23 protein-coding genes are annotated in these 27,000 nt (G+C 47.2%); 16 read left to right on the top strand and 7 right to left on the bottom strand.

What is annotated here, in order from left to right; genetic code table 11:
* Positions 1-6: 6 nt before the first annotated feature.
* The 3 genes from FD963_RS06750 to FD963_RS06740 are packed head-to-tail and all read left to right on the top strand — an operon-like array spanning position 7 to position 2,327.
* The gene (locus FD963_RS06750) at positions 7-609 is read left to right on the top strand and encodes a hypothetical protein (protein WP_251367205.1); all 603 of its coding nucleotides are present in this window, start codon (positions 7-9) and stop codon (positions 607-609) included.
* A 49-nt stretch (positions 610-658) separates the two neighbouring features.
* The gene (locus FD963_RS06745; protein WP_215361337.1) at positions 659-1,936 is read left to right on the top strand and encodes a DUF3300 domain-containing protein; all 1,278 of its coding nucleotides are present in this window, start codon (positions 659-661) and stop codon (positions 1,934-1,936) included.
* Between the two features lie 22 nt (positions 1,937-1,958).
* Positions 1,959-2,327 (top strand): Rap1a/Tai family immunity protein, encoded by a 369-nt coding sequence (locus FD963_RS06740; RefSeq protein WP_215361335.1) that lies wholly within the window; start codon positions 1,959-1,961, stop codon positions 2,325-2,327.
* Between the two features lie 60 nt (positions 2,328-2,387).
* Here FD963_RS06740 and FD963_RS06735 read toward each other — a convergent pair whose 3' ends face one another.
* The 6 genes from FD963_RS06735 to fabI form a co-directional block, all read right to left on the bottom strand.
* Positions 2,388-3,377: a tripartite tricarboxylate transporter substrate binding protein BugD gene (locus FD963_RS06735; RefSeq protein WP_215361333.1), complete on the bottom strand. Its 990-nt coding sequence runs from the start codon at positions 3,375-3,377 to the stop codon at positions 2,388-2,390.
* A gap of 94 nt (positions 3,378-3,471) precedes the next feature.
* Positions 3,472-4,317, bottom strand: a complete 846-nt coding sequence (locus FD963_RS06730; protein ID WP_215361332.1) for a CoA ester lyase — start codon at positions 4,315-4,317, stop codon at positions 3,472-3,474.
* Between the two features lie 38 nt (positions 4,318-4,355).
* Entirely contained in the window at positions 4,356-5,732 is a 1,377-nt protein-coding gene (locus tag FD963_RS06725) for an MmgE/PrpD family protein (protein ID WP_215361331.1), read from the bottom strand.
* Positions 5,733-5,750: 18 nt separating this feature from the next.
* Positions 5,751-6,635, bottom strand: a complete 885-nt coding sequence (locus FD963_RS06720; protein ID WP_215361330.1) for a MaoC family dehydratase N-terminal domain-containing protein — start codon at positions 6,633-6,635, stop codon at positions 5,751-5,753.
* Between the two features lie 22 nt (positions 6,636-6,657).
* Positions 6,658-7,986 (bottom strand): chromate efflux transporter, encoded by a 1,329-nt coding sequence (gene chrA / locus FD963_RS06715; RefSeq protein ID WP_215361328.1) that lies wholly within the window; start codon positions 7,984-7,986, stop codon positions 6,658-6,660.
* Entirely contained in the window at positions 7,983-8,768 is a 786-nt protein-coding gene (gene fabI / locus FD963_RS06710; protein WP_215361326.1) for an enoyl-ACP reductase FabI, read from the bottom strand. Before fabI ends, chrA begins: the two co-directional genes overlap by 4 nt.
* Before the next feature lie 50 nt (positions 8,769-8,818).
* Here fabI and FD963_RS06705 point away from each other — a divergent pair, with 50 nt between their 5' ends.
* The 5 genes from FD963_RS06705 to FD963_RS06685 all read left to right on the top strand — a co-directional run bounded on the left by FD963_RS06705 (position 8,819) and on the right by FD963_RS06685 (position 15,204).
* Complete coding sequence (locus tag FD963_RS06705) at positions 8,819-10,687, top strand: extracellular solute-binding protein (protein WP_215361325.1); 1,869 nt, start codon at positions 8,819-8,821, stop codon at positions 10,685-10,687.
* An 11-nt stretch (positions 10,688-10,698) separates the two neighbouring features.
* Positions 10,699-11,763 (top strand): microcin C ABC transporter permease YejB, encoded by a 1,065-nt coding sequence (locus FD963_RS06700; protein ID WP_215363920.1) that lies wholly within the window; start codon positions 10,699-10,701, stop codon positions 11,761-11,763.
* Positions 11,760-12,785, top strand: a complete 1,026-nt coding sequence (locus FD963_RS06695) for an ABC transporter permease (protein WP_215361323.1) — start codon at positions 11,760-11,762, stop codon at positions 12,783-12,785. Before FD963_RS06700 ends, FD963_RS06695 begins: the two co-directional genes overlap by 4 nt.
* Complete coding sequence (locus tag FD963_RS06690) at positions 12,782-14,419, top strand: ABC transporter ATP-binding protein (RefSeq protein WP_215361322.1); 1,638 nt, start codon at positions 12,782-12,784, stop codon at positions 14,417-14,419. The genes FD963_RS06695 and FD963_RS06690 overlap by 4 nt, the downstream gene beginning before the upstream one ends.
* A 137-nt stretch (positions 14,420-14,556) precedes the next feature.
* Positions 14,557-15,204 (top strand): C40 family peptidase, encoded by a 648-nt coding sequence (locus tag FD963_RS06685; protein ID WP_215361320.1) that lies wholly within the window; start codon positions 14,557-14,559, stop codon positions 15,202-15,204.
* Between the two features lie 26 nt (positions 15,205-15,230).
* Here FD963_RS06685 and FD963_RS06680 read toward each other — a convergent pair whose 3' ends face one another.
* A complete protein-coding gene (locus FD963_RS06680) occupies positions 15,231-16,154 on the bottom strand; it encodes a patatin-like phospholipase family protein (RefSeq protein WP_215361318.1) in 924 nt (307 codons plus the stop codon).
* Between the two features lie 186 nt (positions 16,155-16,340).
* On the opposite strand from FD963_RS06680, the gene scpB reads away from it, so the two are divergent.
* The 8 genes from scpB (at position 16,341) to typA (ending at position 26,943) form a co-directional block, all read left to right on the top strand.
* Positions 16,341-17,069 carry an SMC-Scp complex subunit ScpB gene (gene scpB, locus FD963_RS06675; protein ID WP_215361316.1) on the top strand — a complete coding sequence of 243 codons (729 nt, stop codon included), beginning with the start codon at positions 16,341-16,343 and terminating at the stop codon, positions 17,067-17,069.
* A 6-nt stretch (positions 17,070-17,075) separates the two neighbouring features.
* Positions 17,076-18,869, top strand: coding sequence for a pseudouridine synthase (locus FD963_RS06670; protein WP_215361314.1), 1,794 nt, complete (start codon positions 17,076-17,078; stop codon positions 18,867-18,869).
* Between the two features lie 173 nt (positions 18,870-19,042).
* Positions 19,043-19,534 (top strand): ribosome maturation factor RimP, encoded by a 492-nt coding sequence (rimP, locus tag FD963_RS06665; RefSeq protein ID WP_215361313.1) that lies wholly within the window; start codon positions 19,043-19,045, stop codon positions 19,532-19,534.
* The gene (gene nusA, locus FD963_RS06660) at positions 19,531-21,012 is read left to right on the top strand and encodes a transcription termination factor NusA (protein ID WP_215361312.1); all 1,482 of its coding nucleotides are present in this window, start codon (positions 19,531-19,533) and stop codon (positions 21,010-21,012) included. The genes rimP and nusA overlap by 4 nt, the downstream gene beginning before the upstream one ends.
* Positions 21,013-21,025: 13 nt before the next feature.
* Positions 21,026-23,785, top strand: a complete 2,760-nt coding sequence (infB, locus tag FD963_RS06655) for a translation initiation factor IF-2 (protein WP_215361310.1) — start codon at positions 21,026-21,028, stop codon at positions 23,783-23,785.
* Positions 23,786-23,790: 5 nt separating this feature from the next.
* Complete coding sequence (gene rbfA, locus FD963_RS06650; protein WP_215346622.1) at positions 23,791-24,159, top strand: 30S ribosome-binding factor RbfA; 369 nt, start codon at positions 23,791-23,793, stop codon at positions 24,157-24,159.
* Positions 24,160-24,162: 3 nt separating this feature from the next.
* Positions 24,163-25,074: a tRNA pseudouridine(55) synthase TruB gene (truB, locus tag FD963_RS06645; RefSeq protein WP_215361308.1), complete on the top strand. Its 912-nt coding sequence runs from the start codon at positions 24,163-24,165 to the stop codon at positions 25,072-25,074.
* A gap of 51 nt (positions 25,075-25,125) precedes the next feature.
* Positions 25,126-26,943 carry a translational GTPase TypA gene (typA, locus tag FD963_RS06640; protein ID WP_072583488.1) on the top strand — a complete coding sequence of 606 codons (1,818 nt, stop codon included), beginning with the start codon at positions 25,126-25,128 and terminating at the stop codon, positions 26,941-26,943.
* Positions 26,944-27,000 lie beyond the last annotated feature (57 nt).

Raw genomic sequence — 27,000 nt, 5'->3', positions numbered from 1 at the left:
CAGTTTATGCAAATCATAGCTTTGATTGAATTGTCTATTTCTTGTGCGGTAGTGGGTGTTTGGGCCTTGCAAAGGCTTTCTCCAAATACCTTTCCATTTGCTATAAAAGTATTTTTAGTCCTTCTGATTGGAAATATTCTGTTTTGGCCGTTGGGTATGAATTTACCGATGGTTGCCTATGTGCGTGGCTTTACGGGTGATCTGAGTGTCGTCGCGACTTTATTGCTATGGAGCTCATTGTTGCCAGCTAGCAAGACTGTGCCCATTGTTTTCAAATCTGCCATGGCAATCATTTCCGTATGTTTTTATCCATTTGCTTTGGGCTTGGGCATGGTCGACCCTTATACATGGGGTTATGGATCCACTGCATTCTTAGTTGCAGTCCTATTATTTGCCTTAGTGTGCGGCTTGGTAAATTGGACGAAGGGCGTCTGGATTATTGCTGTCGGCATTCTGGCCTGGTCAGTCCATTGGCATGAATCGGCTAATCTTTGGGATTACTTACTAGATCCATTCTTGGCTATTTGGGCAATATATGACTGTATTGGAATGATCTATAGAAGAAAAAAGGACAAAGCTCGCTCTGGATATTTGTTTAGACCAGGTTGATGCCGATTTAAATGTAAAGTAGTAGAGAGAGATTAATACTGGGGCAGATATGAAGCAGAAAAGTCAACAAAGTATTCCTGCGCTGAGCAAGAAGATGGGGTTGTTAACGCTGGCAATAATCACTTTCGGATCTCTTCTCGATGGATGCGTTATGAATCCCGGACCTTATCAAGAAAGTGGGTATTACCCTCAGGGTTATGCTCAAGGCGGGGGATATGGTGGTGAGGGCTACAGTGCGGGCCCACAAACTATTTCATCAGAGCAATTGCAGTCACTAGTCTCGCCAATAGCGCTGTATCCCGATTCTTTGCTTTCATTGATGCTGCTGGCCTCAACGTATCCGTTAGAGGTTGCGGAAGCCTATAACTGGCGAACTAGCCATGCTTCATTAAACGGCGACGATCTGCAAAATGCGCTCAAGGCGCAATCTTGGAATGACAGCGTGAAATCTTTAATGTCATTTCCAAAAGCATTCAATATGATGGGTAGAAAATTAGAGTGGACCCAGAATCTAGGTAATGCATATAAGCTCCAGGCAGCAGACACCATGAAAGCAGTTCAAGCTCTCAGAAAAATGGCTGTTCAAGCTGGTACCCTGAAGTCTAATAAGCAAATTAATGTAACCACTGATGTAAACGGAAATATCTTAATTGGCCCAGCTAATACAAAAGTAGTTTATGTCCCAATCTATAACCCCACACTTGTTTATGGGCCATGGCCTTATCCAGAGTACCCACCATACCCTATCTATGACCCTGCTTGGGGTCTGATGACTTTTGGTGTGGGCTTTATGATCGGCGATGATTTTTGGGCGCAACCCAATTGGAATGATGGCACGATTAATTCTACGAATATCAATGCATCTGGGCGCATACCCTCTCGAGCGATTATCGGGCCAGCAAACGTTGTCAACCAGCAGCGCCTGCTGAACGACTGGAAAAATAAAGCCACCCCAGAGGAGAGGCAGGCGGCCAGGATGGATGGCCAACGCGCCAATAACGCTTTTCAGAAGGACGCAACTCCTGAAGAAAGAAATCAGGCGGCGCGTCTAAATCAAGAGGCGCGTAATGATGCGCAGATGGATAGGGCCAATCCCAATGTATATCGCGAGGCCGCCCAAGAAAACACTTTACGAGATCAAGCCCGCTTTGATGGCAACCAAGATCGCTCACGTAACTTTGATGAGGGTGGGCGAGATGGTGGATTTGGCGGTGGTCATATGGGTGGATTTGCCGGCGGTGGTGGCGGACATATGGGCGGATTTAGTGGTGGCGGCGGCCATATGGGCGGTTTTGGTGGTGGCCACATGAGTGGTTTTAGGCGTTAACTTTTATTTAGAGAAGAGAATCATGAAAATATTCACAACAACATTCATACTCATTGCATCCATTTTTTCCTTCGCTCCAAGTGCATTTGCGCAGAAGGATCTCCCAGTGGATGATGCTAGTACCGCTGCCTTTGTTGAGCTCTGCAAAAATCCCGATGATGAGCAAGGCCGCAGTTTTTGTTTTGGCTTTGGCGAGGGCGTATATCAGGGATACTTGGCGAATCGTCGTCCAGATGCTAAGCCAGCGATATGCTTTGTAAATAAGAGTGAGACCCGCAATGAGGTCTTGCAAAAGTTCCTAGCATGGACCAAGACAAACCCTCAGTTTAATAAAGAGAAAGCAGCCAAAACTTTAATGCGTTTCTTTACAGACAATTACCCCTGCAAATAAGAACTCAGCATAATAAAAAAGCCAGCGAGATGCTGGCTTTTTTATTTCTAAGGTAACTCCTTAATCAGCATAGGCCCCAGCCTTACGAATTACAGGGCCCCATTTGTTAATCTCAGCTTCAAGATGTTCTTGTAAGCCTTTTGGTGTTCTCTTAGCTGGTGAAGCAATTTCAATATTGGACTCTGCTAAACGAGTCTTGACTTCAGGATCATTTAAAGCAACATTAAGCGCCTTATTGATTTTATTGACAACTGCTGGAGGTGTGCCTTTAGAGACATACATGCCGTGCCAAACTTTTACTTCAAAACCTTTCAAGCCCTGCTCATCCAAGGTGGGTATGTTCGGTAAGGCTGGCAGGCGTTTTGGAGTGGTAACACCATAGGCTTTTACTAAACCATCCTTAATATAAGGAACGGTCTGTGTAGTTTGATCGCAGAGTAGGTCAACCTGGCCGCCAAGCAAATCGGTTAATGCGGGACCAGTTCCTTTGTAAGGAACGGTTGTTAATTCCACCCCTTCGCGAGACATAAATAAAAGGCCGCATAACTGAGACACCGCACCAGGACCAGCGTTTGCCAGCGTCACTTTATCTTTATTGGCCTTGATGTAAGTCTCTAATTCTTTAAAGTTGTTTGGTGGGAAGTTCTTGCGACCCAAAAGTACCATTGGCACATCCACGACTTGGCCGATGTATTCAAAGTCCTTCATCGGATCAAAGTTCAATTTTTTATACAAAGCCGGTGCAGTAGCCATACCCATGTGATGAATAAAAATCATGTAACCATCTGGAGCGGAGCGCGCAACACGGGTAGCCGCAATGGTGCCACCAGCACCAACAGTATTTTCAACAATAACGGTTTGGCCCAATTCTTTACCCATAGGCACGGCAATCAGACGAGCAACAGCGTCTGTAGGTCCGCCAGCAGCAAATGGCACAACCAAGGTGACGGGCTTATTTGGATAAGGATCTGCAGCTAACGCATTACCTGCAATAAATCCTAGGGTGGCGATTGCATAGAAACCGGCAAATAGCGATTTACGTAATTTCATTTTAGTCTCGAGTAGTAGTTATAAAAATTATATGAGTGCAAAACAACTCAGAGTTATTTTGCCAGTTTTGCAACTCTTTAGACAGAGGAAACTCTTAGTGTTTACCAGCAATTGCCAGGGTTCTTTTGGCCAGTAATACCACCGGGCGATCAATCATGCGACCATCCAGTTTTACAGCGCCGCCCTTGGAGGCTATATCCGCCTCAACCACCCGTTGGGCCCAGGCTAGTTCTTCTTCAGTTGGCGTAAATGCCTTGATGACGATAGCCACTTGTTTTGGGTGAATACAGAGTTTTCCGCCAAAACCCATACGCTTTGCGCGTTCTGCGTCGTCGGTAATGCGCTCAATGTCGTCAGTGGAGGGTGTAACCCCATCAATAGGAGGGGCAATCTGTGCAAGTCGTGATGCTAAAACGATCTGAAACCGAGCTGTTTGCAATTCAGTCTCTTGGCGATCGCAAACCATGCCCAGATCCGCTTGTAAATCTAAATTACCCAAAGCAAGACGAATCACTTGATTGGAGTTTGCAATTTCTTTTAGTTTATCCAGCCCAATTGCCGTTTCAATCATGGGAATAATTGCGGTATTGGGAAGTATGAGGGCGGCGCCATTAATTTGGTCGAGCGATTCACTCTTGGGAATTAATAGGCAGGCAACTTCAAGTTGTTGAGCAAGGATTAGATCGGCCGAATAAAATTTACTTCCAGGCGAGTTTGTACGAATGACTAGACGCTTCTTTTGCTCAGGGCTAAAGCTAGGCCATGCTGTACGAATGGCATCACGCGCATTTTCTTTATCCTCCTCTGCAACGGCATCCTCTAGATCCAAGACAACGGCGCTGGCACCACTATCGAGGGCTTTCATAAAACGTTCAGGACGAGTGCCTGGTACAAATAGAAAGTTAGTGCTAAAGCCTAATGGTGTATCAAGTGGGTTCATATCAATCTAGAAAATAGGAGGGCGAGTAGTGGGTTTACTTATGCAGACGGCAGTAGAAAGCCTATCTTGGCTTGTTTGCGGATATTCCACAAGAGATCAATTGCGTTGCTCATCTCTGTTGGGCTAGCACCCCCGCTAAAAGCGGCTAAGCGCATTGCTTTATCAGTAATCTCTGCGCGAGATAGGGTATTGCCAGGGTCGCCTTTAGGTTCATCTACCCGACCATCCAGAATTTGCCCATTGTTCAAGTGAACTTTGACTTTGCCAATCCAACGTTGCGGATAAGCGCCATCCACCTCTGGATCTAGCGTCATAGAGACGCGCTCACGGAAGGCACAGATTGCATCATCATGAAAGTGCTGATCAAATTCTTGTAAGCCAGCAAATTGGTAATGTGCAACCAAAGCGAGTACCGTTCCCATAGAGAACTTAGACTGATGAACGGTAGTAGGGTCAGTTACCGGGCCCAATACATCAATAGCTCCTTGGTGAACCAAGGTTTCCACTTTAGCAATATCGCTTGGCGATAGTTTGTTTGCCAATATGACTTGAAGTAGGGCATCCGCGGCGGGGTGAGTATGACGACAGGAGGCGTAATACTTAAAGCTTGTTTCCGCTAAAGCCCAGCGAGTACCTAAACGATCAACCAATTTACTGGGGTCACTATCGCTTGACATACCTGCCGCTAATCCCTGCTTGCCTTCCAGGATATGTTCAGCGCCTGTAAAGCCGGCTTGCGAAATATAGGCAGACATTAAGCCAGTAGAAGCTGCGTGTGCCGTATGCAATTGCTTGGAATCTGCAGCATCGTGCAGAAACTCCCAGAGGCCCGCTGACTGCGTGCCCGCAGAACCGAAGGCATGAAGCATCTGATCTGGGTTTAGTTTGAGAAGGTGACCAACTGCCGCAGCTGCAGCTAATGTGCCAGCCGTTCCGGTGGTATGAAACACTTTGTAATGAGAACGCCCTAAAAATTCACCGACTCGAATACCTACCTCGTAGCCTGCTACTGCGGCAACCAATAAATCTTCACCAGATGCGCCAATAGCTTGAGCGCATGCAAGCGCAGATGGAAATACTACCGTGGCCGGATGAAAAACTGAACCATTGTGGACATCGTCTTGTTCTGCAACATGTGATGCTGCGGCATTGGCCATTGCCGCTAAAAATGGGCTAGAGGTTTTTCGAGAAACTAAAACTTCAGAGGGGCCAGCGTGTGTTGCATCAAACCCACTCATATTTTGCGCAAACTGAGTAATGAGTTCGACTGGGCGTGAACCCTTACCGGCAATAGTAGAACCAAACCAATCGACTAGTAGGTCCTCGGCTCGGTTCATGACATCACTTGGAATATCTGCAACTTGTAAATTGGCAGCAAAGCTTGCTAGCTCGCGAGAAAGGTGTTGAGTGGTCATCAGTAAACCTTCTTGTGTTTAGGCTAGAACAGCGGTTGCTTGCATAGTGAGCCAGCCTTCATGATCCTCAGCCCAAATGGAAATGGTTTTTCCACTCGGATCTTTTTCTAGCTCAGGCTTAGCATTGACTTTAAAGATATTGATATCAAACGTAGGGCGAATCGCGCGGAACTCAAAACTCTTAAGTTTGCATCCTGGAATGCTCTGGCGCACTAGATCAACTAATAGAGTCGCAATCAAAGGGCCGTGCACTATTAAACCGGGGTAGCCTTCAACCTCAGTGACATATTTACGATCGTAGTGAATGCGGTGACCATTAAAAGTCAGCGCTGAATAACGAAACAGAAGTACATCATCTGGCGTAATCGTTTTGCTCCACTGAGCATCCGTAGGTGCGGGGGTGGGGGCAACAGGCTTATCGTCTGGCCCTGGTGCATCGCGATACACAATGTCATGCTCTTCAATAATTGCTAGACCGTTCTGATTGGAGATTTTGTGATTGACCAACACGAAAATTAAATCGCCAGTGCGACCTGCTTTATGCGTGACGGATTCAATCGTGGAAACGCGTTCAATTTCATCGCCAACACTAAGTGGTTTTAACCATTCAATGCGGCTACCTGCCCACATACGACGCGGCAGTGGAACTGGCGGAAGAAAGCCGCCACGTTTTGGATGACCATCAGGTCCGATTTCGGATTCACGAGCGTGAGGTAGAAAATACAACCAGTGCCACAGCTCAGGCAAGAAAGTACCCTTACTTGGGGCGGCATCATCGCGATCCAAGGTTGCGGATAGTGCGCGCACGGGGGCTACTGTGACAGTGTCTTGCAGAGACTCGGTTTTACCAAGCCATTCTTGCAGGTGGGTGATAGTTTGAGGTTCGATTCGCATAAGTTCCATTATGCCAATCTTGTGAAAAAACTCACCCTATCAAAATAGAGATGTAATAGAAGAGCAATCCAGCCAAGGCTGACCCACTCAATACCGAAAGAACACCCTTTTGAAACTTAAATAAAGCTAAACCAGCTAAGGCGCAGATCAAAATCGAGATCCAAGAGATCGAGCCGCCAAAGCCTCTTGGTAAAAAGACGTGATAAGCAAAGAAGAGGCCTAAATTAGCAATGACGCCAACCACCGCTGCTGTGATTGCTGTTAGCGGAGCTGTAAATCCGAGTTTGCCATGCGTTGATTCAATTAACGGACCGCCTACTAGGATAAAAAAGAAGGAAGGTAAAAAAGTAAACCAAGTAGCAACACAAGCACCCAGCACCCCAAACCAAAATGGATTGGTATAGCCAATGAGGTGTTGGATATGTCCTGCAAGGTAGCCAACAAAAGCCACCACCATGATCAATGGGCCTGGCGTAGCTTCGCCAAGTGCTAAACCATCAATCATTTGGTTGGCGCTGAGCCAATGAAAGTGCTCGACTGCTCCTTGGTATACGTAGGGCAGAACTGCGTAAGCTCCTCCAAAAGTCAGAAGGGCGGCTTTGGTAAAGAACCATGCGATATTTGGGTACAAGGTCTTCCAGTCAAAGATAGCTATCAATGCACCAATAGGAAGTAGCCAGAAAGTAAATGCTACAAGGCTATGATGGACTGCTTTTGAATAAGTAAATTTGGCGTGTTCGGGAGTAGGGGTGTCATCATCAATGACGGCGCTACCAAATTGTTTTGCTTCTTTCGTGCTATGACCGCCAGCTTGTTGGAAATGTTCTGGATAGCGTTTACCACCCCAGTATCCGATTCCTGCTGCAATAAGCACGATGATTGGAAAAGCGAGATTTAGAATAAAGATGGCAAGAAAAGATCCAAGGGCGATCCATTGGAGTGCTTGGTTATGAATTGTGCGTTTACCAATTCGCACTGCAGCATGCAATACGATCGCAGTCACTGCAGGCTTGATGCCAAAAAAGATTGCAGCAATCCAAGGGACTTGTCCGAAGGTGAGATATACCCATGACAAGCCAATTAAAATGAATAAGGAAGGTAGCACAAAGAGCGTGCCAGCCAGGATGCCACCCCAGCTGCGATGCATCAGCCAGCCAATATAGGTCACTAATTGTTGGGCTTCGGGCCCAGGCAATAGCATGCAGTAGTTCAGTGCATGTAAAAAGCGCCGCTCAGAAATCCAGCGACGCTTTTCAACTAACTCTTGGTGTAGAACGGCAATCTGTCCTGCGGGCCCACCAAAACTGATGAAGCCTAGCTTAGCCCAAAATTTCAGGGCCTCGCGTAGTGGAATGCTCAAACTTCATCCATTCCGCCAACCACTTGACTAAAGCCGTTATCAACGTAAATGATTTCAGCAGTAATACCATTGGCTAAGTCAGACAATAAGAATGCCGCGGTGTTACCTACGTCATCAATAGTCACGTTGCGACGCAGGGGCGCAGTTTTTTCAACCGCTTCTAAAATTTTGCCAAAGCCTTTGATGCCAGAAGCGGCTAAAGTTTTAATTGGGCCAGCAGAGATACCGTTAGCGCGAATGCCTTTAGGGCCAACTGAGCCAGCGAGATAGCGAACAGAGGCTTCAAGCGATGCCTTTGCTAAACCCATAGTGTTGTAGTTAGGAACATTCTTCATAGAGCCTAAATAGGTCAATGTGAGCAATGACGATTTGTCGCGCAACATTGGAAGCGCTTCTTTTGCCATTGCTGGAAAGCTGTAAGCAGAAATATCGTGAGCAATCTTGAAGCCTTCGCGAGAAAGACCATCCAAGAAATCGCCGGCAATTGCCTCGCGTGGAGCGAAGCCGATGGCATGTACAAAACCATCAAATTGGGGCCAGGACTTGGCTAAATCCTTAAAAAGGCCGCTGATTTGCTCGTCACTACCTACATCGCAGTCAAAAATCAGTTCGGTGTTGAATTCTTTTGCAAAATCAACGATACGGTCCTTAAAGCGTTCACCTACATAGGTAAAGGCTAGTTCGGCACCTTCGCGGTGGCAGGCCTTGGCTATGCCATAGGCAATAGAACGGTTAGAGAGGAGGCCGGTAATGAGGATTTTTTTGCCGGTGAGAAAGCCCATGTTTTGTCCTTTACTTCAAATATGATTAGCTATCTACAATTGTTGCATATATGCCCACCCTAAAGCCCATTCGACAAATTGCCTATTTCTTGCTGCTAGCCCTGCTAGCGGGCCTTGGGGCCAATTTAGCTCATGCAGGACAGGGAATTGCACAATACGGCAAACCCAAATATCCCGAGGGATTTGCTCATTTTGATTATGTCAATCCCAGCGCCCCCCGTGGTGGAACCCTGGTCTTGCCCAATCCAGGGCAGAGAACGAGCTTTGATAAATTCAACCCATTTACTCTGCGCGGCATTACAGCGCCAGGTATTGATCTCATGTTTGAGTCCTTGGCAGAAGGAAGTGCGGATGAGGTCTCTAGTATTTACGGCTTATTGGCAGATGATATTCAAGTAGCCAAAGATCATAAGTCGGTTACTTTCCATATTCGCTCTGAGGCAAAATTTTCTGATGGCAGTCCAGTTTTGGCTGCTGACGTTAAATATAGTTTTGATACCTTGATGAGCGGTAAGGCGCATCCGCGCTATAAAACCACTTTTGCGGATATTAAAGAAGCGGTTGTTTTGTCTGATCGATCCATCCGCTTTGATTTTAAAAATGACAATGCTGAACTACCAATCTTGGCAGGAACCTTCCCAGTGTTCTCGCGTAACTGGGGTAAGCAAGCGGACGGGTCGGTCATTCCGTTTGAGAAGCTTGCCTTTGAAGCGCCAATCGGTAGTGGGCCTTATTTGATTGAATCGTTCAAAGCGGGCAAATCGATTGTTTTTAAGAAGAATCCAAACTACTGGGCTGATCAACTCGGCAAACCGTTAAATGTCCGCGTTGGCTTTTATAACTTTGATCGTGTTCTATACAAGCTTTATAGCGATGATGCTGTTAGGCTGGAAGCCTTTAAAGCGGGGGAGTTTGATGCTCTGGTTGAGTATCGCGCCAAGATCTGGGCTAAAGGGTATGTAGGCTCTAAGTTTGATCAAGGTGTTCTCTTAAAGAAAGCGTTCTTAAATCACAATGGCGCTGGCATGCAAGGTTTTGCCATGAATGTACGGCGTCCTATTTTTAAAGATGCGCGTGTACGTGAAGCATTAGGCTATGCACTCGATTTTGAATGGCTCAATCGCCAAATATTTTTTGATCAGTACAGCCGCATTAATAGTTATTTCACCAACAGTGATTTGAGTGCAAACTTTGATGGCCCTCGTAAACCAACTGAGTCAGAGTTAAAGCTACTCAAGCCCTTGAAAGCAAAATATCCGCAGTGGGTTCCGGATGCTGTGTTTGACCCAATGCTGGCAGCGCCATCGACAAAACCACCCGGTAGCTTGCGTCAAAATTTGAAGAAAGCCCGTGAGCTTCTTCTTCATGCGGGCTGGCAATATCGTGACGGTGCATTACGCAATGAAAAGGGTGAGCCATTTCGCTTTGAGATAGTCGAAGACGGTGGATTCTTCTTAAGGGTGATTTCTGCTTATGTACGCAACTTAGAAAAGTTGGGAGTGCAAGTAGACATTCGGACCAGTGATTTTGCTTTGCATCAAAAGCGTATGAATGAATACGACTTTGACATGACTACTGTCAGGTTTCAGGACTCCCAAAATCCAGGCAATGAACTCTGGGACCGCTTTGGCAGTCAGGCCGCTAGAGAAAAAGGCTCTGATAATGTGATTGGTGTGCAGTCTCCCGTGGTAGATGCTTTGATTGATGAAATTACCAAAGCACAAAATCGGGAACAGTTAAGAACCGCAACGAGAGCCCTAGACAGAGTTCTGTGGAATAGTTATTACGTTGTGCCGCAGTGGTACAACCCAACCCATCGCGTTGCCTTCCGCCACGAGATGCGCTATCCGGAGCCTCCTTTGTATTACTCAGCCGAGGCATGGATCATGCAAAATTGGTGGAAAGAAGAGGCCAAATAATGCAAGGTCAAATGCGCGCCTATATTTTTAAACGTTTGCTCCTAATGATCCCGACAATCTTGGGGGTGCTAACTCTTACCTTTGCAGTGGTGCAATTTGTTCCGGGTGGTCCAGTAGAGCAAATGGTGTTGGAATTAAAAGGGAAGGGTGGCGCTGCAACAGGCGGCTCAGAATCCTCAGGCTCTGGATCAACCTATCGCGGTCGTCAAGGCGTCGATGCGCAGCGTTTAGAGGAAGTCAAAGCTTTATACGGTTTCGATAAGCCGCCACTCGAACGCTATTTCATGATGTTGGGCCGCTTTGCCAGATTTGACTTGGGTGAAAGCTACTACCAACACGAAAGCGTTTGGACTTTAGTGGTCTCTAAGTTGCCAGTCTCAATCAGCATTGGACTGTGGACCTTCTTCATCACGTATTTGGTTTCGATTCCCTTGGGTATTGCCAAGGCAGTCCGTGATGGCTCACGCTTTGATGCCGTCACCAGCAGCATGATCCTAGTGGGTTATGCGATTCCTGGATTTGTGCTGGGCGTCTTATTGCTTGTTCTCTTTGGTGGCGGTAGTTTCTTACAGCTATTTCCGCTAAGAGGGCTTACCTCAGACAATTGGAGTGATCTGAGTTTAGTTGGCAAAGTCATGGATTACTTGTGGCACCTAGTGTTACCGATTACTGCTTCAGTATTAGGTAGCTTTGCCGTAGTCACGATGTTGACTAAGAATTCTTTTTTGGAAGAGATTCGTAAGCAGTATGTTTTGACTGCGCGCGCAAAGGGCCTTACTGAAAAGCAAGTCTTGTGGAAGCATGTATTCCGTAATGCGCTCTTACCTTTGGTGACTGGATTCCCGGCTGCATTTATCGGCGCATTTTTTACTGGCTCACTATTAATTGAAACGCTTTTCTCATTAGACGGACTTGGTTTGCTTTCATACGAGTCCGTAATGCGTCGCGACTACCCAGTAGTCTTTGGCACTCTGTATTTATTCACTCTGATTGGCTTATTTACCAAGTTAATCTCGGATCTTTGCTATGTTTATGTAGACCCACGCATTCAGTTTGGTGCAGGAGGCGGCTCATGAGTCGTTGGCAGCGCTTCAAGAATAGTCGCATGGGGTATGCAAGCCTATGGATCTTCATGGTCCTGTTTGGTTTATCGATGTGCGCCGAATTGATTGCGAATGACAAGCCTTTGGTGGTGCGCTATGAAGGTCATTTCTATTTTCCGATTGTGAAGAGTCAGCCAGAAACTGTCTTTGGTGGTGACTTTGCGACTCCAACTGATTTCTTAGATCCCGATATTCGCCAAAACATTACTAGCAATGGTAATTGGGCTATCTACCCGCCGATTCACTATAGCTATGAAACACTCAATTACTTTTCACAAGCACCCAATCCAGCGCCACCTTCTTGGGAAAACTGGCTAGGAACCGATGATCGTGGGCGCGATGTTTTGGCGCGCCTGATCTATGGTTTCCGCTTATCCATTCTTTTTGGTCTTGCGCTAACGATCGTTGGTGTGAGTGTGGGCATCATCACTGGATCCTTAATGGGTTTCTTTGGTGGCAAGTTTGACTTAGTCTCGCAGCGCCTTATAGAGATCTGGTCAGCTATGCCGGAGTTATATTTGCTGATTATTTTTGCTTCGATCTTTAATCCCAGCGTTTCCCTGCTGATTATTTTGTTGGCTGCTTTTGGTTGGATGGGTTTATCAGATTACGTCAGAGCTGAGTTTTTCCGGAATCGTGCCTTGGAATATGTACGTGCAGCACGAGCCTTGGGCTTAACCAATTTGCAAATTATGTGGCGTCACATCTTGCCTAATAGCTTGACGCCAGTGATTACCTTTTTGCCATTTCGCATGAGTGCCGCTATTTTGTCGCTAACCAGTTTGGACTTTTTAGGATTAGGTGTACCCCCGGGCACTCCAAGTTTGGGCGAACTACTCTCTCAAGGTAAAAGCAATCTTGATGCCTGGTGGATCTCTCTATCAACCTTTGTTGTCTTGGTCGCAACTCTGTTGCTATTAACTTTTATGGGTGAAGCACTGCGTAATGCTTTTGATTCTCGCAAGGCTAGTGTGATGAGCGGAGGTCGCTCATGAGCTTGCTCCGTTATGAAGATCTGTGCATTTCATTTGGTACGGGTCGTCGTGAAAAGTTTGCGGTCAATCATCTTAATTTGGAAATCGGTATTGGTGAGCGTGTGGCATTAGTTGGGGAATCTGGCTCAGGTAAGACGCTGACTGCATTGGCGCCGTTACGTTTAGAGCCAGAGGGCGCCAAAGTCTCTGGAAAGATTCTCTGGAATAAAAAAGATGGGAAGGGCACTGTAGACTTGCTCTCGATGTCTATCCAAGATATTCGGGAGATTCGCGGTCGTGAAATTGCAATGGTGTTTCAGGAGCCGATGACGGCCTTGAACCCACTCTTTACTGTTGGCAATCAAATCATCGAGGCAGTACAAATCTATCAACCTTTGATATCTAAAGCGGATTCGATTGATGCTGCAATTGATTTACTCAGAAAGACGGGCATTCCAGAGCCTGAGCGCCGCTTTCATTCTTATCCGCATCAACTCTCAGGGGGCCAAAGACAGCGCGCCATGATTGCAATGGCTTTAGCATGTAAGCCGCGACTATTAATCGCCGATGAGCCTACGACAGCTTTAGATGTGAGTTTGCGTTTGCAAATCTTGGATTTACTCAAAGAGCTCCAAGAAGAATCCAAAGATCATGGCGGGATGGGTATTTTGTTGATTACCCATGATCTCAATTTGGTGAAGCATTTTGCACAACGTGTGGCCGTGCTCAATCAAGGTAACTTGATGGAGGCAGGGCCGACCAAGCAAGTATTTGAACACCCAGAGGATCCTTATACGCGCGCACTGGTCAATAGTGAGCCAGTGCGTGATCTGGCACCTCCGATGCCCTTGGCTCCAGTGTTGTTGAAAACAGAGGACCTCTCGGTTGCTTACCCGAGCTCAGAATCAGTCTCTTGGTTTAAAAAAGCGCCATCACATAAAGTGTTGAAAAAAGTCAGCTTTGAACTAAAGCAAGGGCAGACCATTGGTGTGATTGGAGAATCTGGCTCTGGCAAAACTACTCTAGGCATGGCTGTGCTCGGCTTACTGGGTGATTCAATGGCGGAAGTGACTGGCAATGTTGATGTGCTTGGTAGCGACTGGCAAACACTCAAGCCCATTGAACGACGTGCTATGCGTTCTAGCTTGCAGGTGATCTTTCAGGATCCCTTTGGCTCGCTGTCACCGCGCATGAACGTATTGCAGATTATTTCTGAAGGCTTGGATGTGCATTTTCCAAAACTGTCTACTGCGGAACGCGAGAGTCGCGTAATGGATATGCTGAAAGAAGTTGGTCTAGATCGTTCTGCGCTTCTGCGCTACCCCCACGAATTTTCTGGAGGACAACGCCAAAGAATTGCGATTGCGCGTGCCTTAATTTTGCGCCCACAAATTTTGGTATTGGATGAGCCCACCTCGGCATTGGATGTCTCTATTCAAAAGCAGGTGCTTGCCTTATTAACCGAGCTGCAAAAAAAGTACAACTTGGCCTATCTTATGATTAGTCATGATCTGGCGGTGATTAGGGCAATGTCTCACGAGGTGATGGTTCTCAAGGGGGGCAAGGTAGTGGAATTTGGCGATACCGAAACCCTGATTAAGCACCCCCGTCAGATCTATACGAAAGAGCTATTTGCGGCTGCTGAGCTGACTTAGATGGTGGGCCAAAACCCCCTGGAATGGGCTAATTTGGTGCATTTGCCCTGATTTAAAGCAAATTTATCTTTATAAACAATGACTTAAGAATAGACTCAAGACTTGGTTAATTAGGGGTTCTTTGTTAAACTGATCCGATGTCATTGAAAAAAGTACTACTTTTAAAACTACTGGGCCTGAGTTTAGGTGCCATCATCTCTGTATCCGCCTATGCGGCTGATGCGGCGGTAGAGACATCCTCGGATGCGGTAGTTCCTAAAGAAAGTATGTTCCAGGCCGGTCGCTCCTATATCGCCCGAGTATCGGACCGCTTGGCCGATACCGTGACTGGCAAATCAGAGGAATTAATTAACCGCGCTATGGAAGTCATTGGTGTGCGCTACCGCTGGGATACGGAATTGCCGCAGTCTGGATTGGATGGCAGTAGCTTTGTTGGCTACGTCTTCAAAGATAAGTTGGGATTCTTGTTGCCGCGTAAGTCAACGCAAATGAGCCGTGTTGGTAAACCGATTACCCGCGAAGAATTACAACCAGGCGATCTCGTATTTTTTAATACGATGCGCCTCACTTTTTCGCACGTCGGAATTTATGTGGGCGACAACAAATTCATTCACTCACCTTCTAAAGGTACCAATGTTCGAGTGGATGATCTCGGTAGTCTCTATTGGGATAAACGTTTTGACGGAGCGCGCCGTTTGGATGGTAGCGACAATCTCGATGACTCTGAACGGCAAGAACTTCTTAACGAAGTCAAAAATCTCAAGCGTAACTCACGCAGCCTTTAATCAAGCGCTCTGCAGCCTGATGGTTGCTAGCCCTTTAACTTCTCTTTAATTAAACCCATTTGTTCCTGCGCCGCAGCTTCACCGGCGAGTATGGCGGCATTTCTGGATTTGAAATCACCACTACCCATTTGCTTTAACTGCGGCTGAATCACGATATCGGCGCTTTTGAGTTCGTACTGATTAATGCTTCTCTGCATGATGGAAATAGTTTGCTGCAAAACGCCTAAGGTTCCGCTGGCATCTTGATGAACCGGCTCGGAAGAAATATTTACTGCAATGACTAAGGTTGCCCCCATCTGTCTTGCATAGCTTACTGGTACTGGCGCTACTAAACCACCATCGACATATTCTTTGCCGCTGATCACTGCTGGCTGAAATACTCCGGGTACGCTACAAGATGCACGAACGGCTAAACCGGTATTGCCCGTTCTAAATAGAACCCCTTTGCCAGATTGCAATTCAGTAGCAACAATTCCTAAGGGGATGCGCATTTGTTCAATCGATTTGTTTTGCACTTCTCGATTCACCATATTTTGCAGGGCATCACCCTTGATGAGTCCGCCAAATCGGCCGGCAAATGGGAGGCCCCAGTCGGCAATCGTGGCCTCATCTAGATTGAGAGCTAAGCGATTGAGATCATTCCCAGTGGCACCAGATGCGAGTAGGGTGGCAATCACGCTGCCAGCGCTACTACCAACAACAATATCGGGTCTGATGCCCTGGGCTTCTAATGCTTTAATGACGCCTACGTGAGCAAAGCCTCGGGCTGCTCCAGCACCTAGAACCAGGCCAACGACCGGTTTTTTACTCCCAACAAGGCTGCAAGAGCTCAAACCTACGCCCCCAAGGAGGGCGCCCATGCCAATTCCGAGGCTGAGGAGTCGACGTCGCTCCATGGAATCTATGTCCTTAGGCAAGGATAAAGGGGGTTTGGTGGAATTCTTATGCATGTGGCTATTGTATTGAGCCTACCTTATAATGGGGGTAAGGTGAACGAAAAGTACTTCGTTTCAGCGCGGGCATTTCCCAAGAAGAATTGATGAGATGGATTGTCCGTAGTAGCTTGAGAACACCAAAACCCATTACTAAATACCTTTTAAAGCCTAGTCAGGATTACTCCTGGTAGCCCGAATTTTATGGACGATCACAATAAGCGCGTCATTGAAACAGCCCTCCTGTGCGCACAGGAACCACTCACCGTTGCTGATTTGTCTCGCTTATTTATAGAAGACATCACTACGGCAGATATCGATGAAGCATTAGTCGAGCTGCAACGCGCTTGGGATGACAAGGGTATGGAATTGGTCCATATCGCAACTGGTTGGCGTTTTCAAAGCCGTCTTTCAATGCGCGAGTACCTTGATCGCCTGACTCCAGAAAAGCCGCCGAAGTATTCGCGTGCTGTCATGGAAACTTTAGCCATCATTGCTTACCGTCAACCTGTCACCCGTGGTGAGATTGAAGAAATTCGTGGTGTTGCAGTGAGTAGCAACGTAATGAAGCAGTTAGAAGATCGTGGTTGGGTTGAGGTGATTGGGCATAAAGAAACCGTTGGCCGCCCAGGCTTGTATGCCACTACCAAGCAATTTTTAGACGATCTTAGTTTGACCAATTTACAAAGCTTGCCGATTTTGGAAGATGCTGCGCCAATGGCTGCTGCAGCACAACTAGGCCAAGCGGTAATGGAGTTTGACCCATCTGCCACGGTAGAGACAGTAGTAATTGATGCTGATGCTCAAGAGGTGAGTGAGATTGAAGAAGAGACAACTGAGGTTACTGTAGAAGAAACCAGCATTGAAGTTTCTGAACAAGATGCTGAAGAAGTTACCCCCGAGTCTGAAGACAACCCAGACGAAACAAAATAATAATTAATGACAAGCTCTAACGAAAACGATTCATCCCCGGTAGTAAATCCATCGGCAACCCCTTCTAATGCAGACGCTGCACCATCGAACTCTGATGGCCAAAAGTCTGAAGGCGGAGAGCGTGGTGAACGTCGCCCGCGCCGCCAAGGTTCCGGAGGCAGTAAACACCCATTTAATAAGAAGCGCCCATTTAATAAAGATCGGCCACGCCGTGAAGGTGGTGATGCCAATGGTCCGCGCGAAGGTGGTAATAATCAAGGCAATAATCAATCTTCTAAATTAGCTCCCAATCCAGCTGAGAGTGAGGCTTTGTTTGCTTCAGTTGTCTCTGGTGAGTTTGATGCTGCTTTAGATGCGCCTGAAGTTGAGGAATTAAAAAATCCTGATGGTGTGAATGAGAATGAGGTGTCTCATCAAACTGGCGCTGAGCGTCGTGCGCAGCGCGCACAACGCTCACGCGAAGATGAAGATTCAGATGCACCAACAGAAGAAGAGATGAGTAGTTTGCAATTTGCAAACGTTGATGACCTCCCACTCAGTTTGCGTGATGAAGTGTGGTCTGACCTCGATGGTTTAGATGATGATGCTGACGATGAAGATACTGTTAAGTTGCACAAAGTATTGGCTGACGTTGGCATGGGCTCTCGTCGCGATATGGAAGACTTGATTATTCAAGGGCGGGTATCGGTTAATGGATTGCCAGCTCATATTGGTCAGCGCATTGGACCAACCGACCAAGTGCGCATTAATGGCAAGCCAGTACATCGCAAGATCCAGACTAAGCCGCCGCGCGTGATCATGTATCACAAGCCTGCAGGCGAGATCGTTAGCCAGTCAGACCCAGAGGGTCGTCCAACCGTATTTGATCGTTTGCCAAAGCCGCGTCAAGGACGCTGGATTGCAGTAGGTCGCTTGGACTTTAATACTGAAGGTCTTTTGTTGTTTACCACTTCTGGTGAGTTAGCAAATCGTTTAATGCATCCCCGTTACGGTGTCGAGCGTGAATACGCCGTGCGTATCTTAGGTGACTTGAGCCAAGAAAATACTTCGCTATTAAAGAGCGGCATTACGCTCGATGATGGCCAAGCTAAATTCTTGCGCCTAGCGATGGGTGGTGGCGAAGGCGCTAACCGTTGGTATCACGTTGCATTAAGCGAAGGTCGGAATCGCGAAGTGCGTCGTATGTTTGAGGCGGTTGGTCATGTGGTATCTCGCCTGATCCGAACCCGTTATGGCATTTTCTTGCTGCCCCCACGCTTAAGACGCGGCAAATGGGAAGAGATTGAGGCCGGTGGCATCTATAACTTAATGAAGTCTGCTGGTTTAAAAATGCCACAGCCTCAAGATAAGGGCCGTAACCCTAATTCGAACAATCGAGATCGTCGTCCAGTTGGGGAAGATTTCCAGCCGGATCCAATGCAGACCTCCGTTTCTTACTGGGGATCCCGTGATGCTTTAACCCTTGCTAGTGGCCATAACGGCCTAACGCATCAGGGCAGGGGTGGAAAACCTGGTGGCGGCAGTGGTTCTGGCGAAGGGCGTGGACCTTTCCGAGGTCGCACCCAAGGCGGAAGACCTGGTCAAGGCCAAGGCGGTCGAGGTGGTCAAGGCGGACAGGGTAGCCAAGGTGGTCAGGGTCAAAACCGTAGCAAAGGCGGCAAAGTTCATCACGGGCAGTCTGCTTTTGTGACCGGCAATCCTCAGACTCCTGGGAATGGCCCTAAACGTAGCGCACCAAAAGGACGCAAACCCTTTAATAAAGGACCTAGAAAACCCCGTAATCCGGGCGAAAGCTTCTGATTTGTATCAGTTTTCTGCCAAATAGGCTATAATTTTGGTCTTACGGCAGGATCCTGCTGTTTTTAGTGGTTACCGACTGATGTTGCGATCAACGTAAGTCGGCCTGTTCTGAATTTCGAGAATATGGGCTTTGAAGCCCATTTTTTTTTGCCATTTTGGTATGAAGGGGTGTCGTGAAGGATCAGCAGGTTATTTCTGCAGAGCTGGAAAACTTGGGTTACACGCTAGTTGAGATAGAGCGTGAAGCCGGAGGATTGCTGCGCGTCACGATTGAAAACCCAGATTACGAACGCTTGATTTCTGTTTTGGATTGCGAGAAGGTGAGTCATCAGCTGAGCTACACCTTGCCAGTTGAAAATATTCCTTATGAGCGTTTAGAGATTTCATCTCCAGGATTGGATCGTCCGGTAAAAAGTGCCGCTGATTATGAGCGCTTCGCTGGAATGCAAGTGGATTTGAAGCTGCGTATTGCCGTTGGTAATCGCAAGAATTTTCGTGGTGAGTTGCAAGGTTTGCTGAGTGGTGAATTGAATTCACCGGATGCAAAGTTTGGTTTGGTATTTGAGGGTGCTGATGGTCAGCCCTCTCAATTGGAGTTCTCTTTAGCCGAGGTCGATAAGACTCGGTTGGTCCCCGTTATTGATTTCAAAGGAAGAAAGTCATGAGCCGAGAAGTTCTCATGTTGGCAGACGCGTTAGCGCGTGAAAAGAACGTTGATCAAGCGATCGTATTTGAAGCGTTGGAGATGGCTTTAGCCTCTGCGACTAAGAAGCGCTACGCTACAGAAGACGTGGATATCCGCGTTTCGATTGACCGTGAAACTGGTGAATACGAAACCTTCCGTCGCTGGTTGGTTGTGCCCAATGAAGCTGGTTTGCAAGAGCCGGATAAAGAGATTCTTCAATTTGAAGCCCAAGAGCAACTCGCTGACATGGAAGTTGGTGACTACATCGAAGAGCAAATCGAATCTTTAGCGTTTGGTCGTATCGGTGCACAAGCTGCTAAGCAAGTGATCTTGCAACGCATCCGTGACGCTGAACGCGAACAGATTTTGAACGACTACCTTGAGCGTGGCGAAAAAGTCATGACCGGTACCGTGAAGCGTGCTGACAAGAATGGCCTCATTATTGAATCTGGTCGGGTTGAGGCATTGCTCCGTCGCGATCAAATGATTCCAAAAGAGAACTTACGTTCTGGCGACCGTGTTCGCGCATACATCCTTAAAGTGGACCGTGAAGCACGTGGTCCACAAATCGAACTCTCCCGTACTTGCCCAGACTTCTTGATTAAGTTGTTTGAGAACGAAGTTCCTGAGATGGAGCAGGGCTTGTTAGAGATCAAAGGCGCTGCCCGCGATCCTGGTATCCGCGCAAAAATTGCAGTAATTACTTATGACAAGCGTATTGACCCAATCGGTACCTGCGTTGGCGTACGTGGTACACGGGTTACTGCAGTTCGCAATGAGGTTGCTGGTGAAGCAGTAGACATCGTGTTGTGGTCTGAAGACCCAGCTCAGTTTGTGATTGGTGCTCTGGCTCCAGCTCAAGTGTCTTCTATCGTGGTTGACGAAGAGCGTCATGCAATGGACGTAGTGGTTGACGAAGAAAACTTGGCAATCGCGATTGGCCGTAGCGGACAGAACGTTCGCCTGGCGAGTGATTTGACCGGTTGGCAGATCAACATCATGACTCCTGAAGAGTCTGCTGAGAAAACAGAAAAAGAAGCTTCCTCTGTACGTCAATTGTTTATGGACAAGTTGGACGTAGACCAAGAAGTGGCTGATATTTTGATTGAAGAGGGTTTCAACACATTGGAAGAAGTGGCCTACGTACCATTGTCTGAAATGTTAGAGATTGATTCATTTGATGAAGATACCGTGAATGAGTTGCGTACACGCGCTCGTGATTCTTTGTTAACCATGGAGTTGGCAAAAGAAGAGCGTATTGGCGAAGTGTCACAAGACTTGCGTTCCTTAGAGGGAATGACCACAGAACTGATTGCCAAGCTTGCTGACAATCAAGTACATACCCGTGACGACCTTGCTGAACTAGCTGTTGATGAGCTAGTTGAGGCGACACAAATTGACGAAGAAACTGCGAAAACGCTCATCATGAAAGCGCGCGAACATTGGTTTACTTCATGAGAGGAAGTAGTGCATGGCAACAACAGTAAAAGTACTCGCTAAAGAATTAAAACGTACCGCGCCAGACCTCTTGGAGCAGTTGAAGGCGGCCGGTATCGAAAAAGGTTCTGAGGACGATAGCATTACCGAAAAGGACAAAACCGTCCTGCTTGAGCATTTGCAAAAAGAGCATGGCAGCGCAGATACTGGCGCGCGCAAAAAAATCACCTTAATCAAGCGTGAGAGTTCAGAAATTCGTCAAGCGGATTCTGCTGGACGCACTCGTACCGTGCAGGTTGAAGTTCGCAAAAAGCGTGTGCTCGTTAAGGCCGGTGATAAGGCGTCTGAAGAGACTCCAGTTCCAGCGGCTAAAGAAGTTGCTCCAGCAGCGCCAGCTAAGCCCGTTATTTCTGAAGAAGAATTAGAGAAGCGCGCGGCAGAAGCAACACGCCAGGCTGAGCTGTTGGCTCGTCAAGAAGCGGAAATGAAGGCCGCTGAAGAAGCGCGTCAAAAAGAAGTAATAGCTCCAGTAGTTGCTAAAGAAGAAGCGCCTGTAGATCAGGCGCCAGATGCTGCTGTAGCTGCTGCAGAGAAAAAAGCAGCGGCGGATAAAGCTGCAAAAGATTTGGCTGCCAGCAAAGAAAAAGAGTTGGCTGATATTCGTGTTCGTCGTGCTGCTGCTGAAGCTGAGGCTTTGGCGATTCGTGACATGATGAGTGCCCCTGCACGTGTTCTTAAAGCGCCAAGTGAAATTGCTGCTGAAGAAGCGAAAAAAGGTACTTTGCACAAGCCTGCGAAAGTTGAAGGTGCCGATGATAAGAAGAAGGCTGTTGCCAAAGTTGGCGGCAAGACTATTAAATCTTCTGAGACATCATCCACTTGGCAAGAAGAAGGCGCCAAGAAACCTGGCGGCCTAAAGACTCGCGGTGATTCCTCTGGTGGTGTTGGTGGTTGGCGTTCAGGCGGTGGTCGTAAGAAGCAACGTCAAATTGCTGAGGCGAACGTAGATACCAACTTCCAAGTACCAACAGAAGCTATAGTGCGTGATGTTCACGTACCAGAAACCATTACTGTTGCTGAGTTAGCTCATGCAATGGCGGTGAAGAGTGCGGAAGTGATTAAGTTGCTGATGGGTATGGGCCAAATGGTCACCATTAATCAAGTGCTTGATCAAGATACTGCCATGATTCTCGTAGAAGAAATGGGTCATAAGGCCTTTGCTGCGAAATTAGATGATCCAGATTTAGATCTTGGTACTGATGGTCACGATGCAGAGTTGTTGCCGCGTCCCCCAGTAGTTACGGTGATGGGTCACGTTGACCACGGTAAAACTTCCCTGCTCGATAAGATTCGTGCTGCCAAAGTGGCTACCGGTGAAGCTGGTGGTATTACTCAGCACATTGGTGCATACCATGTGGAAACTCCACGCGGCATGATTACCTTCTTAGATACTCCGGGTCACGAAGCATTTACGGCAATGCGTGCTCGCGGTGCTAAGGCAACGGACATTGTGATCTTGGTTGTTGCGGCAGATGACGGTGTAATGCCGCAAACGAAAGAAGCCATTCACCATGCGCTTGCAGGTGGCGTTCCAATTGTTGTGGCAATTAACAAGATTGATAAGCCAGAGGCCAATTCTGAGCGCGTCAAAACTGAGTTGGTGGCCGAGCAAGTGGTTCCTGAGGAATACGGTGGTGATGTGCCATTCATTCCGGTGTCAGCAAAAACTGGCGAAGGTATTGATGCTTTGCTAGAGAACGTACTCTTGCAGGCTGAAATCTTGGAGTTGAAAGCGCCTAAGGATGCGCCGGCTCAAGGTTTAGTCATTGAAGCGCGTTTGGATAAAGGTAAGGGCCCTGTAGCAACCATATTGGTTCAATCAGGCACGCTCAAGCGTGGAGATATGTTGTTGGCGGGTTCAACTTATGGTCGCGTCCGCGCCATGCTGGATGAAAACGGTAAGCCATGTAATGAAGCAGGCCCATCTATTCCTGTGGAAATCCAAGGTTTAGGGGATGTTCCTGCAGCTGGTGAGTCAGTACAGGTGGTTCCTGATGAGCGTAAGGCTCGCGAAATCGCATTGTTCCGTCAAGGCAAGTTCCGTGATGTGAAGTTGGCGAAACAGCAGGCATTCAAACTTGAAACCATGATGGAAAACATGGAAGAAGGTGCAGTTGAAGCTAAATTGTTACCGCTGATCATTAAGGCTGACGTACAAGGCTCTCAAGAGGCTTTGGCACAGTCATTGATGAAGCTTTCTACGCCAGAGGTTAAGGTTCAAATTGTTCATGCAGGTGTTGGTGGCATTACTGAAACTGACGTGAACTTGGCTGTTGCTTCTAAGGCGGTTATTTTTGGCTTCAACTCCCGTGCGGATGCGGCAGCTCGCAAGTTAGCTGAGAACAATGGTGTAGATATTCGTTATCACAACATCATCTATGACGCAGTGGATGAAGTGAAGTTGGCTCTGAGCGGCATGTTGACCCCAGATAAGAAAGAAGAAATCACTGGTCTCGTTGAGATTCGTCAAGTCTTCTTAGTATCCAAAGTTGGCGCTATTGCGGGTTGCTTGGTGGTTGATGGAATTATCAAGCGCACATCTAGTGTTCGTCTCCTGCGTGACAACGTCGTTGTTTGGACTGGTGAGCTGGACTCTCTCAAGCGCTTCAAAGATGATGCCAAAGAAGTTCGAGCTGGTGTTGAGTGCGGCCTGTCATTAAAAGGCTACAACGACATTAAAGAAGGCGACCAGCTTGAAGTGTTTGAAGTTACTGAAGTTGCACGTTCACTCTAAGCAATATGCATAAAACTAGCCCGCATCGTAACCAGCGTCTCGCCGATCAAATTCAGCGAGACCTGGCCGAACTTATTCCTCGTGAATTGCGTAGTCCGAGTTTGGGTTTGATTACTTTGCAAAGTATTGAGCTCACACCGGACTTAGCCCATGCCAAAGTGTTCTTTACGGTTTTAGGTGCTGAGCCTGAGCATGCCTTAAAGGCGCTTCAAGAAAAAGCTGGGTATTTACATTCACTATTGTTTAAGCGTTTGCATATTCATACTGTTCCTACCTTACATTTTCACTATGACAGCTCGGTTGAGCATGGCATTGAAATGTCTCGATTGATCGATCAAGCAGTAGAGAGCGATCATAAAGACGAGACTAAGTAATTCATGTCAATACGGATCGACGGCGTAGTGCTACTAGATAAACCTGCTGGAATGAGTTCACAGGGTGCAGTTACCGCTGTTAAGCGTGCCTTTAATGCCGACAAGGCTGGGCATACCGGCACTTTGGATCCAATGGCGACAGGTCTATTGCCCATCTGCTTAGGCGAAGCAACCAAGTATTCACAGGATCTACTTGAGGCTGATAAGACCTATATCGCACAAGTAAAGTTTGGCTCGCGGACCGATACCGGCGATGCTGAGGGTCTCATTATTGAAGAATTACCTTTACCGGCATTTACCAGTGAAGTTGAACTACAGTCTGCATTAGATGCTTTGCTCACAAAATTTTCGGGGCCTATTTCTCAAGTGCCGCCAATGTATTCCGCACTCAAGCGTGATGGTAAGCCTTTGTATGAATATGCTCGTGCTGGTGTTGAGTTAGAGCGCGCTCCACGGGATATCACCATACATGCCATTCGTTGGACTGATATTACTTGGCCCGAGGCTACTTTAGAAGTTAGCTGCAGTAAAGGAACATATATTCGTGTTCTGGCCGAAGACATTGGTAATGCTTTAGGTTGTGGTGCCCATTTAGTTGGCTTACGTCGTACCGAAGTAGGGCACCTGAATCTGGAGCAGTCCTTTACGATTGAAGCGATTCAAAGTGGACTTCAAAATAGCGCCGACTACATATTGCCTGTTGATTCTTTACTGCAAACATTGCCTCACTTAACGGTGGATGAGCAACAAGCTAAACGTCTTGAAATGGGGCAGCGTGTTCCCTTGAACCTGCCTTCTATTGAAGCATTGGTACGCATTTATCGCGCGACTGCTGCTCCGCATAACTTTATTGGTACTGCTGATTGGCGTTCTGGTGTTTTGCATCCAAAACGCTTAATTTCGCAGGCTCATTAATTAATCATTATTTATAACCCTTTTACTTATCTTTAACTCAAGAAGCTTCACATGACTAAACGCGCACTTCGTAACATCGCCATCATCGCCCACGTTGACCACGGAAAAACTACTCTGGTTGACCAACTCTTGCGCCAATCTGGCACATTCCGTTCAAATGAAAAAATGACCGAACGCGTCATGGACTCAAACGACTTGGAAAAAGAGCGTGGTATTACTATTTTGTCCAAGAACTGTGCGGTGGAATATGACGGCACACACATCAACATCGTTGATACTCCAGGACACGCGGACTTTGGTGGTGAAGTAGAGCGCGTCCTCTCGATGGTTGACGGTGTATTGCTCTTGGTTGATGCGGTTGAGGGGCCAATGCCACAAACCCGCTTCGTTACCAAGAAAGCCCTGGCATTAGGTTTGAAGCCAATCGTTGTGATTAACAAAGTTGACCGTCCAGGCGCACGTTGCGACTACGTGATCAACGCAACCTTTGAACTGTTTGACAAACTAGGCGCCACTGAAGAGCAGTTGGATTTCCCAGTGATCTATGCATCAGGCTTGAATGGTTATGCGGGAGAATCAGAGGATGTGCGTGAAGGTACTATGCGCCCATTGTTTGATGCTGTTCTGAAGCACGTTCCTGTGCGTGATGACGACGCAGAAGGCCCCTTGCAATTCCAGATTTCTTCAATTGACTACAACAGCTATGTTGGCAAGATCGGTGTTGGCCGTATTAGCCGGGGACGCGTTAAGTCAGGCATGGAAGTAGTCTGCATGAATGGTCCTGATGGCACGCCATTCAAGGGTCGTATCAACCAAGTATTGAAATTTAAAGGTCTTGAGCGAGAAATCGTTGACGAGGCAGTTGCTGGTGATATCGCCCTTATCAATGGTATTGAAGATTTGGCTATTGGCACAACAGTATGTGCAGTTGATAAGCCAGATCCATTGCCAATGCTCAAGATCGATGAACCTACTTTAACCATGAACTTCATGGTGAACACCAGCCCATTAGCTGGTCGCGAAGGTAAGTTTGTAACTAGCCGTCAAATTCGTGAGCGTTTAGACCGCGAATTAAAAGCCAATATGGCTCTGCGCGTAAAAGAAACTGATGATGACACCGTATTTGAAGTATCAGGTCGTGGCGAGTTGCATCTCACCATCTTGGTAGAGACTATGCGTCGTGAAGGCTACGAGATGGCCGTTTCCCGTCCACGCGTTGTCTTTCATGAAGAGAATGGCGTCAAAATGGAGCCGTATGAGAACTTAACGGTGGACGTTGAGGATGCTACTCAAGGTTCTGTGATGGAAGACTTGGGTAAGCGTAAGGGTGAGCTGCAAGATATGGTGAGTGATGGCAAAGGCCGCACCCGTCTTGAGTACCGCATTCCTGCGCGTGGTCTGATTGGCTTCCAGGGTGACTTCATGACCATGACTCGCGGTAATGGTTTGATGAGTCATACATTTGATTCTTATGCTCCAGCGAAAGATGGCATCTTGGGTGAACGTCATAATGGCGTATTGATTAGTCAAGACGATGGCGAAGCAGTTGCCTACGCTATTTGGAAGTTACAAGATCGTGGTCGTATGTTTGTTAGCCATGGTGATCCTGTATACGAGGGAATGGTTATTGGTATCCATAGTCGTGACAATGACTTGGTTGTTAACCCAATCAAGGGTAAGCAACTAACCAACGTTCGCTCTTCAGGTACTGACGAAGCAGTTCGCTTGGTAACACCAATTGATTTGACCTTGGAATATGCGGTTGAATTCATTAGTGATGATGAGTTGGTTGAAGTAACGCCGAAAAGTGTACGTATCCGTAAGCGCCACCTGAAAGAGCATGATCGTAAGAAAGCATCTCGCGAGTAAGCTCTTTCCAGTTACACAACAAAAGTCACCTCCGGGTGGCTTTTGTTCTTCATTGAA

The sequence above is a fragment of the Polynucleobacter sp. JS-JIR-II-50 genome (assembly GCF_018687895.1).
In the GTDB taxonomy this organism is placed as follows: Bacteria; Pseudomonadota; Gammaproteobacteria; order Burkholderiales; family Burkholderiaceae; genus Polynucleobacter.
The sequence above is the reverse complement of the archived record's forward strand: the minus strand, read 5'-3'. Positions and strand labels throughout refer to the sequence as shown.